This window comes from Bacillus sp. ISL-77 (assembly GCF_018613105.1).
Genome location: NZ_JAGGQY010000027.1, coordinates 29845 through 46775 on the forward strand (window position 1 = coordinate 29845; position 16931 = coordinate 46775).

General features: G+C 40.8%; 12 protein-coding genes and 1 pseudogene. All 13 read right to left on the reverse strand.

Features of this window, described 5'->3' with window-relative positions; genetic code table 11:
- Positions 1-138: 138 nt before the first annotated feature.
- Positions 139-2331 carry an alpha-galactosidase gene (locus J7E77_RS10735; protein ID WP_214714153.1) on the reverse strand — a complete coding sequence of 731 codons (2193 nt, stop codon included), beginning with the start codon at positions 2329-2331 and terminating at the stop codon, positions 139-141.
- 171 nt (positions 2332-2502) lie between these two features.
- Positions 2503-3540, reverse strand: a complete 1038-nt coding sequence (locus tag J7E77_RS10740) for a sensor histidine kinase (RefSeq protein WP_251026974.1) — start codon at positions 3538-3540, stop codon at positions 2503-2505.
- Positions 3537-4211, reverse strand: a complete 675-nt coding sequence (locus J7E77_RS10745; RefSeq protein ID WP_214714155.1) for a response regulator transcription factor — start codon at positions 4209-4211, stop codon at positions 3537-3539. Before J7E77_RS10745 ends, J7E77_RS10740 begins: the two co-directional genes overlap by 4 nt.
- Positions 4212-4234: 23 nt before the next feature.
- Positions 4235-5983 (reverse strand): ABC transporter ATP-binding protein, encoded by a 1749-nt coding sequence (locus J7E77_RS10750; protein WP_214714157.1) that lies wholly within the window; start codon positions 5981-5983, stop codon positions 4235-4237.
- A 242-nt stretch (positions 5984-6225) separates the two neighbouring features.
- A complete protein-coding gene (locus J7E77_RS10755) occupies positions 6226-7641 on the reverse strand; it encodes a sigma-54 interaction domain-containing protein (protein ID WP_214714159.1) in 1416 nt (471 codons plus the stop codon).
- A 130-nt stretch (positions 7642-7771) separates the two neighbouring features.
- On the reverse strand, positions 7772-8557 hold the full coding sequence (locus J7E77_RS10760) for a 3-hydroxybutyrate dehydrogenase (protein ID WP_214714161.1): 786 nt from the start codon (positions 8555-8557) through the stop codon (positions 7772-7774).
- A gap of 57 nt (positions 8558-8614) precedes the next feature.
- Positions 8615-10054 carry a GntP family permease gene (locus J7E77_RS10765; RefSeq protein WP_214714163.1) on the reverse strand — a complete coding sequence of 480 codons (1440 nt, stop codon included), beginning with the start codon at positions 10052-10054 and terminating at the stop codon, positions 8615-8617.
- 398 nt (positions 10055-10452) lie between these two features.
- Positions 10453-10680: pseudogene (locus tag J7E77_RS10770) on the reverse strand (thiolase family protein); the annotation flags it as partial.
- Between the two features lie 85 nt (positions 10681-10765).
- On the reverse strand, positions 10766-11431 hold the full coding sequence (locus J7E77_RS10775; RefSeq protein ID WP_251026973.1) for a 3-oxoacid CoA-transferase subunit B: 666 nt from the start codon (positions 11429-11431) through the stop codon (positions 10766-10768).
- Positions 11431-12090 (reverse strand): acetate CoA-transferase subunit alpha, encoded by a 660-nt coding sequence (gene atoD / locus J7E77_RS10780; protein WP_214714167.1) that lies wholly within the window; start codon positions 12088-12090, stop codon positions 11431-11433. The genes J7E77_RS10775 and atoD overlap by 1 nt, the downstream gene beginning before the upstream one ends.
- 279 nt (positions 12091-12369) lie before the next feature.
- Positions 12370-13833, reverse strand: coding sequence for a PstS family phosphate ABC transporter substrate-binding protein (locus J7E77_RS10785; protein WP_214714169.1), 1464 nt, complete (start codon positions 13831-13833; stop codon positions 12370-12372).
- Between the two features lie 531 nt (positions 13834-14364).
- Entirely contained in the window at positions 14365-15600 is a 1236-nt protein-coding gene (locus tag J7E77_RS10790; RefSeq protein WP_214714171.1) for a Zn-dependent hydrolase, read from the reverse strand.
- 299 nt (positions 15601-15899) lie between these two features.
- On the reverse strand, positions 15900-16922 hold the full coding sequence (mglC, locus tag J7E77_RS10795) for a galactose/methyl galactoside ABC transporter permease MglC (protein ID WP_214714173.1): 1023 nt from the start codon (positions 16920-16922) through the stop codon (positions 15900-15902).
- Positions 16923-16931 lie beyond the last annotated feature (9 nt).

The following is a 16931-nucleotide window of genomic DNA, read 5'->3' on the forward strand; positions in this document are numbered from 1 at the left end:
TCTCCAAGTCTCTAAGCCTGCTATTATATTTTCTACTTAAGCATATACCAAAAATATTTTTTTGCACAGGTAGATGGCATGTCAAAATTGTGAATTTTAATTGAGATATATAAGGTAATGCTCGTATTTTTTATTTGATTACTTTTCGAATGCTTCAATGTGGTAAATAATCGAGGTAAAATCTCTTTTTATCAGTGGCAGCATTAATCCAATTTTCATTAGCTCATCGCCCACATAATCCTGTTCTCCCCTATTTACTCTATACATCTCATCCGACTTTAGCCCACGCAACTTCAGCCGAAAAAACGGTGGATTTGGTGTTGCCAACGTTTTAAAGTAAAAAACAGCAGCCCTTTCCTGATTCGGTGAAACATACATCCACGCCGAATCCATTCCATCAAACGGACTTAACAGCCTGAATAAGTCACCAAAACAGACAATATCCTTGATTTGATGATATCGTTTGATTTGCTCCATTACCACCTCCTTATCATCACTACTCAGCCTGTCGATATTTAATTCAAACCCCAAATTTGCAGCCATCGCCACATGGCATCTCATTAAAAGCGGTGTGGTTCTACCGACCTGGTGATTCGGCACATCTGATACATGTGCTCCCATTGTAATGGCAGGATAAATGAGACTTGTTCCGTATTGAATTTTAAGCCGTTCAACAGCATCAGTATCATCACTCGTCCAGGTTTGCGGCATATAATAGAGCATTCCAGGATCAAAGCGACCGCCTCCTCCGGAACAGCTTTCAAATAAAATCTTAGGAAATCGTTCGGTCAGTTTTTCTAGAATTCGGTACAAGCCAAGCATATAACGGTGCGCGGTTTCTTTTTGCCGATGAGGTGGAAGCGCAGCCGAACCCACCTCCGTCATATTTCGATTCATATCCCATTTCACATAGGAGATCTTAGCACTGCTAAAGACTTCGGTCAGCGTTTCGATTAAAAAATTACATACGTCTTCCCGGCTTAAATCAAGAATTAATTGATTTCTAGACTGTGTTCGGTTCCGTCCCGGCACATGGATACACCATTCGGGATGCTTCTGATACAAATTACTGTCAGGAGAAACCATTTCCGGCTCGACCCATAACCCAAATTGCATCCCCTTTTTTTGGATATAATCAGCCAATCCGTTTAAACCATTCGGAAGTTTTTTCTTAAAAACAAACCAATCACCCAACGAACTTTTATCATTGTCACGATGCCCAAACCAGCCATCATCCAATACAAACAGTTCAATGCCCAACTCTTTTGCTGCATCCGCAAGGTCGATAAGTTTTTTTTCATTAAAATGAAAATAGGTGGCTTCCCAGTTATTAATGAGAATTGGGCGTGTTTTGTCGTGGTATACCCCTCGACAAACCCTTTCCCTCAGAAATTTATGATAAGTCCTGGACATTCCTCCAAGCCCGTCCGAGGAATAAACCATTAAAGCCTCAGGAGTTTGAAACGTTTCCCCCGGCTGCAGCACCCATGTAAAATCAAAGGGATTTATGCCGATGCTAAGTCTGGAAGTTTGATAAGGATCCACTTCGATGGAAGCTTGAAAATTCCCACTGTAGACCAAACTGATGCCAAATACATCCCCATATTCTTCGTTGGTGTCTTTTGAAAGCAGCGCAACAAAAGGATTATGTTGATGGCTGCTTGAACCCCGAGCTGATGAAATCGTTTGAATCCCGTGGTTAAGTGGCTGCCTTTCAATGTGACGCTCACGCCCCCATGTTCCATAAAGGTGCAGCCAATCCCAATCTGATTGATGAATGTCGACTGACATACTCATACATTTATGTATTTCCACATCATGGCTGCCAAGATGCTCAAAGGAGACCGATCTCGTTATCACATCAAAATCACGATAAATTGTATAATGTAGATTCATCCCGATCCCAAGCATGGAATCTACCAGTGTTAGCACTAATGTTTCAGCATCAGAATTATCCTCGACATAAGCAGACGGCAATCCCTCGAGCGTATGTTTTCCTTGAAAAATTTCATAAGAATCAAAGACAAAGTCCGTTACCGTAGTTCCGTCAGCAGAACGGATCTGATAAGCCGGCGAACGAAAGTCCCCGTTCCCAAAAGCGGGATATTCCTGTGGTAGCGTATCAAGTGAAAATTGCGGAAGAGAAGGTTCGGTAGTCGGCGAAAAAGTCCTGCCTTTAAACGCCAGAATGGAAGAAGGATGCAGCGTCTTAACCATCTTTCCCCAATACAAATGAGCGGGATATTTACCATGGACAATTTGAATCAAATAACTAATCTTGCCATTGTACAAATGAAAAATCCTATCCTTTTCATCCCAATCAATTGGCACGAGCGCTCATTCCTCCATTGTTAGATAACCTAAATTACTTACTTATCTTCCTATAAATATGATTTTCCCTATGTATATCAGAACAATAAATTTAAAAAGGGTGTCAGGCACCGTTCGTGGACATTTGTCCACGAGCGGTGCCTGACACCCAAAACAACACAAAAATGGCTTTTATAGTGTAATGGTGAAGGTGGTTCCCTTCCCTTCTTCGCTGTCAACACAGATGGTTCCTTCGTGCATTTCGATGATTTTTTTTACGATGGAGAGTCCTAAACCGCTGCCGCCTTTTGACCGGTCCCTTGCCTTATCTGCTTTGTAGAATCGTTCAAAAACATGGATCTGATCTTTTTTCGTGATGCCAATCCCCGTATCGGAAATTTTCACGATCGTTTTGTCATCGACCTGCTGGAGATGGACACGAATACTTCCGCGCTTGGGAGTAAATTTAATACTATTGTGAATCAGATTGGTCCATACCTGGCTCATCAAATCTTCATCCGCAATGATGATGACCTTCTCGAGGGACACATCCAGTTCCAGTTCCTTTTCAATCCAATGTGGTTCACAGGCCAATATAATTGTCCGTAATTGTTGGTCTAACCGATAGCTATGTCGCTCAAAGGGATGATGCTTGGATTCTAGGGAAGTTAGTTTTAGAAGATTATCACTTAATTTTGATAATCTTTTGCTTTCTGTTTCAATAATACTGAGATAATGACTTCTTTCATCGCTCGAAAGCTGGCCATATTGAAGTGCTCTTGCAAAACCCATGATCGACGTCAGCGGCGACTGAATTTCATGTGAGACATTAGAAATAAACTCCTGCCGCATCTCTTCCAACTGCTTTAATTGCTTAGCCATATGATTAATATGGTCAATCAGACTCGTGAATTGATTTCTTTTACCAGCCTTTAAATCGAGGTATACATTAAAATCACCTTTAGAAATCCTACTTAAAGCATCCAGTACTTCATGAAAGAGATTGCGTCGCCTTGAACGAGTGAATAAAGATATAAGAAAACCAACTAAGCTCATCGTCAATAAACCAGTAATTACCGATGCCATATGACGAAGGTAATCGGATGTATGAAAATCGAATAATCGATAAGTGCCAGAGACAATAAAATAACCTGCTGAAAAACCAAAAGAGACAAATACAAAGAAAAAGACAACCCCAAATACATGTTGAAAAAAGCGCTTAATCTTCATGATTTTACCTCAAAGCGGTAGCCTAATCCCCAAATCGTCTGAATCCGGAACGGGAATTCTCTTTCTGGAAACCGCTCTCTTAACCTTTTAATATGAACATCGACAGTTCGTTCGTCTCCTTCATAGTCATAGCCCCAAATGTCTTCAATGAGCACCTCTCGTGAAAACGTTTTTCCAGGATAGCTGGCCAGTTTAAACAACAGCTCGAATTCTTTCAACGGAATCGTATATTCCTTATTTTTAAAAGAAATTTCATGTGTTTTTCGATTCAATTTAAATTCATTAATCGTAATCGTTTGCGAAACCGTTATATTATACCGTTTTAATAATGCTTTAACTCGAGCGGTTAACTCCATTGGGTCAAAGGGTTTAACTAGATAATCGTCCGCTCCCAACTCGAATCCTTTCAGCTTTTGTGTTGTTTCCCCTTTGGCGGTCAGCATTAAGATGGGAATATCACTAAATTCCCGCAGCTCTTTGCATAATTCCCAGCCATCCATATTTGGCATCATAATATCAATGATCGCTAAATCCATCTTTACTTTTTCCATCAGTTGTAATGCCATTACACCATCTGATGCCTCATAAAGTTCGAACCCTTCTTTTTTTAAAAAAAGTTGGATTAGTTCGCGAATATTGGCATCATCATCGACCATTAGAACTTTTGTCATTCATCCTCATTCCTTTCCTTCTATTAAGCAGGTTCGTTGATCCGTAATTGCTGCTCAGCAAATTCACGATACAAGGAGTGAGTTCTTAAAAGTTGTTCATGTGTACCGCTTCCGGTAATTTTCCCTTTATCCAAAAAGATAATTTGATCAGAATCGATCACCGTTGACAGACGATGCGCAATTACGAGGGTGGTTCTTCCCTTCATTAAATTTTGCAATGCCTGTTGAACAACACGTTCTGATTTGCTATCAAGACTGGAAGTTGCTTCATCTAACATTAAAATTTTGGGGTCCCTTAAAAAGGCACGAGCAATCGCAATCCTCTGACGCTGCCCACCCGATAACTTTATTCCTCTTTCACCAACTTCTGTATCATACCCGTTTGGCAGTTCCGCAATAAATTGGTCCGCATAGGCCATTTTTGCCACCCTTTCGATATCTGCCTGCTCAATTTTTTTATCCATTCCGTAACAAATATTATCACGAATCGTTCCCACAACAATCGGGCTTTCCTGTGATACATAGCCAATTTGACTTCTCCAGGAATACAGGGAGAATTGATTAATCGGTTCTTGCCCCAGACGAATAGCGCCTTGTTGCGGTTGATAATAACGCTCCAATAAAGAAAATAGGGTCGTTTTTCCGCTCCCGCTTGGACCGACAATCGCAGTCACCTTGCCTGCTTCTGCGGAAAAGCTAATATTCATAAGTACGTCTTCCCCATTTTTATAAGAATAGTTCAGATCCTCTACAGTGATCGATTGATTCACATTATGAACATCCTGATTCGAATGGTCTTCTTCCTCGTTCATATCCATGATGGCGATAATTCGTTCTGTGGCACCGGTTGCTTTTTGAAATTGGGTAAAGAAGGCAGCTAATTGTCCCATTGGCATGACGATTTGAAACAGATACATAATAAAGGCAACTAAATCACCCGCCATTAATGCACCTGATGATACCCTCATTCCACCGTAACCTAGAATGACAACTAGTAATACCATAATCACTAAACCAATCAGGGGTGTGATTAATGCTTGAATCTTCGCCTCTTTCAACCCATATTGAAACAATTGGGTGATCCCGTTTTTACCATTCTTATACTCGATAGCCTCGGCGTTGGAAGCTTTGACTAATCGTATTTCTGATAAAACTTGCTGGAGAACTGAGGTAAAACGTGCTGTTTCGGTTTGCATCCCTTTTGATACCTGATGCATCTTTCTTCCAAGTGTCATTAATATTACTGCTGCAAGAGGCAGTGCTATAAACATGAGCAAAGCCATTTTCCAATCCAATAGCAGCAAAACAACAATCGAACCAATGATGGAAATGGTTCCTGATAGGAAATTTGCGAGATGATCGGTAATTAATCCTTTGACCACGGCTGTATCATTGGTCATTCTACTGACGGTTTCGCCGGTTTGATTTTCATCATAAAACGGTACCGGTAAGACGAGCAGCTTTTTCCATAAACTGTCTCGAATCCCGGCCACAACTGATTGGCCGAGATGATTTAATAAATAGATGGATATCCCGCTAGCCACTGCTTGTAGTAAAAGCGCAGTAACAAGAAGAATAATCCTACCCGTACTTAAAGAACTAATCGAAAAATCATTAATAAGATTTTTTGTAAACAGCGGGACCAATAGCCCCACTATTGTGGTACCTACACTTAATAAAAGAGCGATACCAAGGAGCAATTTAGATGGATTGGTATGCTGAACCAATCGAATAAATTGGCGCCAGCCCTTCTCAATCTTCACTTCCGTCATATATATTTACATCCCTTCTAAAGGTCACGTTAATTTCAAGTCTACATTCTCAATTACAAACTCGATTATACAAAGAATATATGAATTGAATATGAACTGCCAATAAGAATAGCTTAAAAAAGGGTGTCAGGCACCAGCCGTGGACATTTGTCCACGGCTGGTGCCTGACACCCTAACAAGATCGACTTACTTCCACCTACTCTTTTCGAGTTGGAAATGAAGTCCCAAATTAATTATTGTTACTATCTAATAGCATACAATTTACATTTTTCATAGAAACTAGTTTTCCCAATTTCCAGTAGTTTAGCAGCCTCCTGCTTATTGCCATTTGTCACCTCTAATGCATTTAAAATGGCTTTCTTCTCGGCATGAGCAAGTGTTTCTTTTAATGAGAAAATCGGTAATAGCGGTTTTGGCGTCGTCTCAAGATTCTGGGTATTAGCTCCCTTAACAAAATCCGGTTCCATGTCACGTAAGTATAATGGCAGGTGGACCATTTCAATCGTTTTCCCATCCAGAACATTGATGGATCGTTCCAAGACATTCTCAAGTTCCCGGATGTTTCCCGGCCATGAATGCTCCATTAGTCTCTCTTCTACCACAGTAGATAGCTCAATTCCTTTGCGGTAAAATTTCCCCTCTAACTTCTTCAATAAGCTTTGAGAGATTAGCGGAATATCCTCTTTTCGTTCTCTAAGAGGGGGAATTTCTATTTTGATGACATTTAATCGATAATACAAATCCTGACGAAACTTTCCTTCTTCCACCAGCATCTCTAAATCCCGGTGTGTTGCTGCAATGATTCGCACATCTACTGTAATAGACTTTTGACCTCCGACTCGCTGAATCTCTTTTTCCTGCAGCACCCTCAAAAGCTTACTTTGCATCGAAAGTGGCATGTCGCCTATTTCATCTAGAAAAAGTGTACCATTGTTGGCAATTTCGAACTGCCCCTTCTTTCCGCCTTTCTTTGCTCCTGTAAACGCACCGTCATCATAACCAAACAGTTCCGATTCTAGTAAATGTTCAGGTATTGAAGCACAATTGATCGCAACAAAGGGTAAGGAGGCACGCATGCTGCTATTATGAATGGCATGAGCGAATAATTCCTTGCCTGTTCCAGAATCGCCGATTAGTAAAACGGATGAGTTGCTTCCTGATATTCTTTCTGCTAGTTTTTTGGTTGCTAGAAAAGTAGAGCTTTTTCCAATTAAATCATTGAATTTGTACTTACTTTTCAGCTCTTTTTCAAGTTTGGTTTTATAGTACTTTAATTCTTCTACTAGACCCTGTATTTTTGTTCTATACATTCGCCATTCCTCAGGGGAACGAAACATGACTGTTCCCACCGCTCCGACGATTTTACCATCCTCAATAATTGGGAAACGGTTTGCTATCATTTCACTTCCATTAATCGGATGAAGAGCAGCAAGCTCTTTTTGTCCTGTTTTGGCAACGATGTGCATGCGGGTATTTTCGATGACATCCTGTACAGGCCGGTTGACCGCATCTTTAATCGTCGTTCCTAAAAACTGGCAATACGCCTCATTTATATAAAGAATAATACCATTATCATCGACGACTACGATTCGTTCCGCTAATAGATGAATCATTTGTTCATGCCAATTTTGGGGGATCTTCTCAAATCCTTGGTACATTCTTTTCCCACCTTTGCACATTAGATATTAAAATTATACCAAACGTAGACGTTTGTTTGAGCGACTGGGAGCATTTTCATAGAATAATAAAATCCTATTCGATCAATCGAATAGGATTCTCTATTTGGAATTATTGAGCAGTGTAGCCGCCATCTAGAATAACTGCTTGACCTGTAACGCCTCTTCCTTTATCACTTGCTAAAAAGACCGCATAATCAGCAATTTCTGTTACGGATAATAGCCTTCTTTGTGGAACCAGCGGGAAGAGTACTTCTTCAATTACACTGTCTAAGCTGACATTTCTTGTTTTAGCCAAATCTCCCAATTGGTTTCTTACTAGTGGTGTATCCACGTAACCAGGACATAAAGCATTTACGGTGATTCCGTCTGCTGCACCTTCCAATGCTGCAACCTTTGTCAAACCAATGACACCGTGTTTGGCACTATTGTAGGCAGCCTTGCCAGCAAACCCGATCACACCATTAATGGAAGCCATATTGATTACTCTTCCAAAGCCTTGTTTCTTCATGATTGGGAATACATTTTTAATCCCAATAAATGGGGCGGTTAACATGATTTTTACCAGTAATTCAAATTTCTCAGTGGGAAATTCCTCAATTGGTGATACAAACTGCATTCCTGCATTATTGACTAAAATATCAATACTGCCATATGCTTTATAAGCTGACTGAAGACTATTTTTAAATGCTTCCTCGTCGGTCACATCACATGGCGCCGATAATGCTTCAAATCCTTGCTCCCTTAATTCAGCAGCCACTTCTTCGCTTTTACTAGCATTTAGATCTGAGATCACAACCTTAGCGCCTTCTTGTGCAAACGCCTTCGCGATTTCTAATCCAATCCCACTTGCAGACCCTGTAATAAATGCTGTTTTTCCTTCTAATGACTTGGTCATACGAGAATCCTCCTTTATAACTAGACAACTATTCTTCTATATTTACGCGCAATGTCTTTAGATAATCCCAAATAAAGTGTAAAGACCAATCACAAAGAAAACGGCTATTGTTTTAATCACTGTTACGGCGAAAATGTCGCGGTACGATTGTTTGTGTGTTAATCCTGTAACCGCGAGCAAGGTAATGACGGCACCGTTATGTGGAAGTGTATCCATACCACCGGATGCCATGGCGACAACACGGTGCATAACCTCTGGTGGAATATTAGCCGCAGTAATTGCCTGATTGTATTTATCAGCCATCGCGCCTAAGGCAATACCCATACCACCAGAGGCAGAGCCAGTAATACCTGCTAGTGAACTTGTAGTAACAGCACCGTTAACAAGTGGATTCGTAAAGGTACTAGAAATCCCGTCACTGATTTTTGCAAATCCTGGAAGTGAGGAAATAATACCGCCAAAACCGTATTCGGCACCCGTATTCATCGTTGCAAGCAATGCTCCGGCAATACTGAGGTTTAGTCCTTCTTTAAAGTTTACTGTCACACGTTTCCAATCGAAGGCAAGTGACGTGACGATCCCCACGACTAAGGCCATTTCAATGGCCCAGATAGCTGCAACAGTAGGAACATCTACTGTATATGCTTTTAAGCCAATCGCAGAAAAATCAAAACCGTTCGGGTACCATTTTGGTATGTAGGTAATGAATAATTTATTTGAAACAGCTACCAGCACAAGCGGTACAAACGCTAATATTTGCTTTAAAACAGATTGATGTGTCGTTAAATCTGGAACGGTTACGTCCTTTTGATTTGATTCAGCTAAATCCAATGCAGCCGCAGTTTCGGCTTCAAATCCATAATAACCTTCCCCTGCTTTTGCTGCCTTTTTCCTTCTAATCTCTAGATAAAGCAGCCCTAGAGTTAAGACAAAAATAGCCCCGATAATTCCAAGTGTTGGTGCCGCATAAATATCTGTTTTAAAGAATTGAATTGGTATAACGTTTTGAATTTGCGGTGTTCCCGGCAGGGCATCCATAGTGAACGTGAACGCACCAAGTGCAATCGTTCCTGGAATTAAGCGTTTAGGAATATTCGCTTCCCTGAACATTTGAGCAGCAAATGGGTAAATTGCAAATACAGCTACGAATAAGCTTACACCGCTATATGTTAATATGGCGCCTAATAATACAATGGTTAGCATCGCACGTTTTGCACCAAGCAGACGGACAATCGTCTTAGCGATGGATTCTGCAATCCCTGACATTTCAACTACTTTTCCAAAAATGGCTCCTAATAGGAACACTGGGAAGTATGATTTAATGAATCCCACCATTTTTTCCATGAACACACCGGAAAAGAACGGTAAAACATGGCTTGGGTCAACAAGTACAACAGCTAAAAGTGCACAGATCGGTGCAAATAAGATAACAGAAAATCCTCGGTAGGCAACAAACATTAAGAGCCCAAGTGACAAAAGAATAATAAATAATTGCATTTAAATCCCCCTTTTTACTTTTTGTATGAGCTTCAGCATCCTCTAGGTAAGCGTTTACAGGATAAAGTTCACTTAAAAAAATGCAAGTTCCGTGCCAAAATCGGTTATTAATTTCTCAAAAATTTAAATTTTCTTTATTATCATACAAGTATTATACTAAATTAATAGTTTATAACTATACGTTACCAAAAACCACCCTTTATACTCTCGTTTATGATTCCGCAAATTCGGAAAATTCAGTGCGATTGGATTCCGAAAATCCGGAATTTTCCGTTTTTCCGGAATCGATTTATTTAAAACACTGGCTTTAACAGCATTTGATAAATGCCTAATCCCTCGGAATCTATGAAACTCGATTTACTTTTCATTTTCTATCTTCAGAACTAGGGCAGCCGCGCCATCGAAGAAACTTCAATTGGCAAACCCGCTTTGATGGAAGCTTGACGGGCAGGACCTTGACCAAGACCAGCTTGAAGCACGTTTCCCATTTTGACTTCATCCACTTGTTCACCGGTTACACCTGCACGATTTAAGGCTTCTTTGATCACAATCGCACCTAATTCTGGGGCGGGGGTGTTACTTAATGCCCCCATAAAACTACCAATCGCTGTACGAACAGCACTTACACAACATCACGCATAACCTTTCCCTCCTGTACTAATAAGTTGTAGGTTGCTTTATTTGCAAAAAATTGAACACTTTCCGTATTAATTAACCGTTTTTTGCTTTTAAAATAGCTGGATTGATCGTAAACGCAGCTTCTGTTTTTTCCTTAACGGTATCAAGTTCGACACCATCTTGAAGTTCCTCCAGCACCAATCCTTCAGCTGTTACACGAAAGACCGCTAGTTCCGTCACAATCAGGTCCACTACGCCCTTTCCAGTCAAAGGCAATCGACATTGTTCTAATATTTTGGATGATCCGTTTTTGGCCATATGTTCCATTGCTACAATAACTTTCTTGGCTCCAGTAACTAAATCCATTGCTCCACCCATACCAGGCACCATTTTTCCAGGAACCATCCAGTTAGCAAGGTTGCCTTTTGCATCAACCTCTAATCCTCCAAGGACCGTTACGTCCACATGTCCTCCTCGGATTAATTCGAATGAGAAAAGGCTGTCGAAGAACGCACCTCCTGGATTAATACCCGAAGGCTGCCCACCCGCATTAACCAAATCCGGATCAATATCTCCGTCTACAGGCCCGAGTCCGATATATCCATTTTCAGATTGGAGAATGACGTTAACATTTTCAGGCAGGTAGTTTGGGACCATAGTCGGCAGTCCAATCCCCAGGTTAACTACATCTCCATCTTGCAATTCCTTCGCAACACGAGCAGCGATCACTTGTTTTGGATTCACTAGCGTATTTATCATTATCGACTACCTCCCTGAATGAAAATTTTATCGACCAAGATTCCTGGTGTCATTACTTCATCCGGGTCAATTTCTCCAACTTCAACGATTTGTTCTACTTGAACAATCACGAGATCTGCTGCTAAGGCCATCAATGGGTTAAAATTCCGGGCCGAACGATGATAAATCAAATTGCCAGCTTTATCTGCTTTAAATGCTTTAAGAATGGCAACTTCAGCGCGAAGCGGTTTTTCGAGTAAATATTCACGGCCATCGACGATGATTTTTTCTTTGCCTTCTTCGACAACAGTTCCAACACCGGTGGGAGTCAACACTCCGCCAAGGCCAGACCCTCCGGCACGAACACGTTCAGCAAGTGTCCCCTGGGGAACTAGTTCCACATCCAGTTCACCTTCAATCATTTGTTTGCCGGTTTCAGGGTTTGTGCCAATATGTGATGCAATTACCTTTTTTACTCGTTTGTTTACAATTAATGGTCCTACACCCGTTTCGATGAAAGCGGTGTCATTTGCGATTAGCGTTAAATCCTTCACATCTGCTTCAAGCAGGGCAGTTACCAGTTCTTGTGGTGTACCTACCCCCATAAACCCACCTGCCATAATGGTCATTCCATCTGTCAGAATGGAGGAAATTTCCTCTATTGAAATAATTTTATTCACTACAACGCACCTCCTGAAAGAATTAAATGAAATTAGTGTTAGTTACACTCATTTAATATGCAAGAAGTGTGCCAAAAATAGAGTCCCTTAAGGCGATGTCCGAAGTTTTTTGAAAATCAAAATTACAAAGAGCAAAATAAAAAGCGAAGTGCATCCAAATGCCCCTCACTTTTTGTCCAAACAATAATATACTTCCTATAAATTAACGGTAAGTGTCCAGATCGGGTGGACAAATCGACGAAGTGTCCACGGACGGTGCCTGACACCCTATTTTACACCCTATTTCTTACCAACTCTAATATAGCCAATCTCTTCAACGAGCCCCTGCCCTTGTGGCCCCTGCATCCATTCAAGGAATGGTTGGACTGTTCGCACTTTTTTGTTGTCCCTCACTGTGATTGCGTAAAGGGAGGCGGTGAATGGGTATTTACCGCTCGCGATGTTTTCAGGAGTTGGTTCAATCCCATTAATGGCAAGTAGTTTAATGTCAGTGTTCGCCTTCATTCCGGTTGCAAAGAAACGAAATGAAAAACCAATCGAGTTGTCGTAGTTTCGGTAATCAGCAACCTGTTCAATAATCCCGCCCATCCCTTCAGGTACATCTTCTTTCAGAGGCTTCATAATTGGCGTATCGCCCATTATTTTCTCCAACAGTGTTTGGCTTCCTGAATTTTCGGGGCGCTGAAAGGCAATAATTTTTTCGTTCTTGCCGCCGAATTTTGACCAGTTTTTTATTTTTCCCGAGTAGATGTCTTTAATCTCTGAAACGGCTAAGCTATCAATCTTATTGTCGGGATTAACAAAGAAGACAAACGCTTCCTTACCAATCGGAGTCATAACCAGTTCTTTTCCTGCCTCTTTCGCCATTTGCTGCTGTTCTTTCGATGGCTCTGCTCCAAAGTATATATCGACATCTCCTGTTAAAAGCCGTTCATAAGCATAAATCGTATTGGTGAAGGTGACGACCTCCCCGTATTCTTGATAAACCTTTTCGATATTTTCATAGGCTGCATTGGCAAAGGCAGAATAAACCGGGAACGCCGCTTCCGCTCCATCTAAAATAGGCATTTCACTCGGGTTTTTGATTGTATAGGTTGAGGCAGTTTTCAGCTTTGGCAGGATATTATCTGGGTTGTTAACATCATAAAGATAGAGATCCGTACTAGAATATCCCCCTCCATATTTAAAACCATACGATGGCAGGACCGTTTGATTACGGTGCCATTGAACAGCCGCACCCGTACCCATTGCAAGCACAAACACCATCACAACAGACTGCAATTGTTTTCTATTAAAGGCTGGGCGCGTCCTCCTTTTCAACACGGCAAACAATACTCCTAAAACAAAGGAAAGCTCATAGGCGAACGGTGCCCAAAGAAATAATCTTCCTTCCCCCAAAAGGATGGCCATAAAATAGATTGGTGCGAATGCCAGATGAAAAATACTATAAAACAACCAAGCATCAGCTCCGTAAAACCCGTTGCTAATCAGCATAAATACAGCCCACAGTACTGCTGTATAGGCAAGAGGAACAAGGACAAGGATCAGATAGTCTTTCAAGTTGGCCTGCTTAAGGAGCTGTTTACTAGCTAGAAACCCAGCAAGGCATCCGAAGAAAATCAAGACAGGCAATAACGCTAAAAGGATATGATCAAACTCCATCAGTATTGCTAATTCTCCAAATGAAACTACAAGCGGTACAATCCCAAAATACAATAATATGAACTTTACCTTTTTCCCCATATGCTCGCTCCTTTTTACCAATAAAGTAGTTACTCCGTAAATTACTTATAGTGTAATTTTACACTTTATTGGTATATTTTACAATACAGGAATTTTGAAAACGTGATTTGATTTGGTTTATTGTTGATTTTTAGGAGGAAGGATAGGATAAGCTTATGAACTCACTATCAACACTCCTTAGAGACACTTTTCACTGTTTTTTTTTTGACTTTTGTCGCCAATAGCCTTCATTGGAGACACTTTTCACTGTTTTTTTCTGACTTTTGTCGCCAATAGCCTTCATTGGAGTCACTTTTCACTGTTTTTTTCTGACTTTTGTCGCCAATAGCCTTCATTGGAGTCACTTTTCACTGTTTTTTTCTGACTTTTGTCGCCAATAGCTTTACTACCACTACTTTTTCATATTGTATCTATTCACTTCTATTTTAAAGAAAGAAATCTAATAGGCCCCTAGGCACCAATATGTAAAGATAAAGAGACCTTTCCGCATCACGGAAAGGTCCCTTTAAAGCTAGCTTATTTAATTAAAAACTATTTTACTAACATCGTTAAAACCGTATCTAATAAAACATTAATCCCTTTTTCGCAATCTTCCCAAGTGGTTAACTCTTCTTCACAATGGCTTTTGCCGTTAATACTAGGAACAAATAGCATGGCCGCAGGAACGAAGCTCGCAATGAATTGGGCATCATGGCCGGCACCGCTGACCATTCTTCTATTAGAATACCCGAGCGACTGTGCCGATTCTTCTAAACGCTGGCAAATTTCAGGTTCGAACCAAACGGTGTCCCGCTCCCATAATTTTGTTGTTTTAACCTCACAACCTTCATTTAACGAGGTTAAATTCGGAAGTGCTTCGATGAAGTTTTTTACCGTACGGACAATTTCCATGTCCTTGTGACGTGCTTCAAGAGTAAAGACCACCTTGTTCGGAATGACCGTATGGATGCTTGGGTACACGTTTACTCTGCCAATCGTGAAGACTAAATCTTCATCTAAAACTCCTAACCGCCTGCGGATTTCATTGATTAAATTATTTGTAGCAAACAAGGCATCTTTTCTCATCTTCATTGGCGTTGTGCCGGCATGGTCAGATTCCCCTGTTACTTCAATCTCATAGCAAGCCATTCCCACCACACATTCGACGACACCGATTGAGAATGCTTCTTTTTCAAGGATTGGGCCTTGTTCAATGTGGAGCTCTAAAAGGGCCGATGCCTCTTTCAATCGATTCTCCACATCGCCTTCGTACCCGCTCGACTTTAAAGCCTCCCCAAAAGTAACTCCCTCTGAATCTACCTTTTTTAACATAGCAGACTTTTCAAATTTGCCTGAAAGGACCCCCGATGCCATCATCGAAGGTTCAAACCTGGCACCTTCTTCATTCGTAAAGTTAACAATCGTGATCGGAATTTGTGGTTTAATTTGATTCTCGACAAACGTTCGAACCACTTCTAAACCAGCCACTACCCCTAAGACACCATCGAAACGGCCGCCTTTTTTCACCGAATCCAAATGGGATCCAATAAGAATTGGAGGCTTATCTTCTGTTCCAGCCAGTGTCGCATACATGCAGCCCATATCATCAACCTTGACTGTCAACCCTAATTCCTCGCAGCAAGAACGGAAGTAATCCCTTACCCGGATATCTTCCTTGGATAAGGACAACCTTGTGACCCCATTGTTTTCTGTCCGGCCAAAGTTTGCAAATTGTTCCAATGTCGTCTTCAGTCTTTCTCCATTAATTAATAATTTTTGTCGTTGCATGATTAAACACTCCCCTTTTTTATCTGAGATTAAGTGCATAATTCAATGTTAAAAATCTCGTGGAGGATAAAAACAGAAATTTGCGGACTTTTGATTTTTAAGCTGTTCTGGGACCCAAAGTAAGCCTAATATTAAATTTAAGCAAATATTCAGACAACAATTTAATTATACACCACTGCTAAGGCCTGTCATTAGACAAAACATCAAATCTTTCTTACAAATTGTTTTATAGTTTGTATGTATTAGTAACATCACAAAATATAAAAAGGTGTCAGGCACCAAATTTAATACTGATCTACTTATTTTTTCTTTGCGTGTTTGCGCATGTCAAAGGCTACTGCGACGATGATGATTAAGCCTTTTACGATGAATTGAATGTATGGGCTTACGCCAAGGAAGGCTAATCCGTAGTTGATGACTTGGAAAATCAGTACCCCTGTGATAACACCAGGGACGGTTCCAATTCCACCTGATAGTGATACACCGCCGACTACGCAGGCTGCGATTGCATCTAGTTCATACATATTACCTGTGTTGTTTGTTGCACTACCTACACGTCCAGCTTCCAGCGTCCCTGTTAAGCCGTATAGAAGACCTGCGATTGTGTAGATGATAATCAGATTTCTTGCTACGTTTACTCCGGAAACCTTAGCAGCTTCTGGGTTTCCACCAATGGCGTACATATTTTTACCTAGCTGTGTTTTATTCCAAATCACCCAAATGATAAGTGATACTACAATGGCATAAATAATGAGATATGGAAATTCATATTGGCCAATTTTTATTCCGCGTTGCGCAAAAGTTGTAAAGGCTTGGCTTAATCCACCAATTGGCTGCGCACCATATGGCGGGCGGTCAAAATAAATCGAAGTTAGTCCGTAAACACCAATCATCATACCTAAGGTAGCAATGAATGGAGGAACGTGAAATTTTGCTACAATGACACCGTTTAATGCTGAAATGATACCTGTTGCTACCATCGCAATGACAATCGGAACAATTAACGGTAATTCCGGCAGGTTTGGATACATTTTATATGCATAATCCCCTGCTTGCAACATCGAGGCTGATATGACGGCTGCAAGTCCAACCATCCGGCCAGCTGAAAGGTCGGTACCTGCAGTAATTAAGATACCTGCTACCCCAAGTGCGATAATAATACGTGAGGATGATTGACTTAAGATATTAATTAAGTTTGTCATCGATAAGAAGTCCGGAGAAGCAGCGACAATCCCGACAACAAGAAGGATTAAAACTACATAAATTACGTTATCAACAAGCCATTTTGATACGCTTGATTTTTTTGATGCTTGAGTATTCATATCCATTCC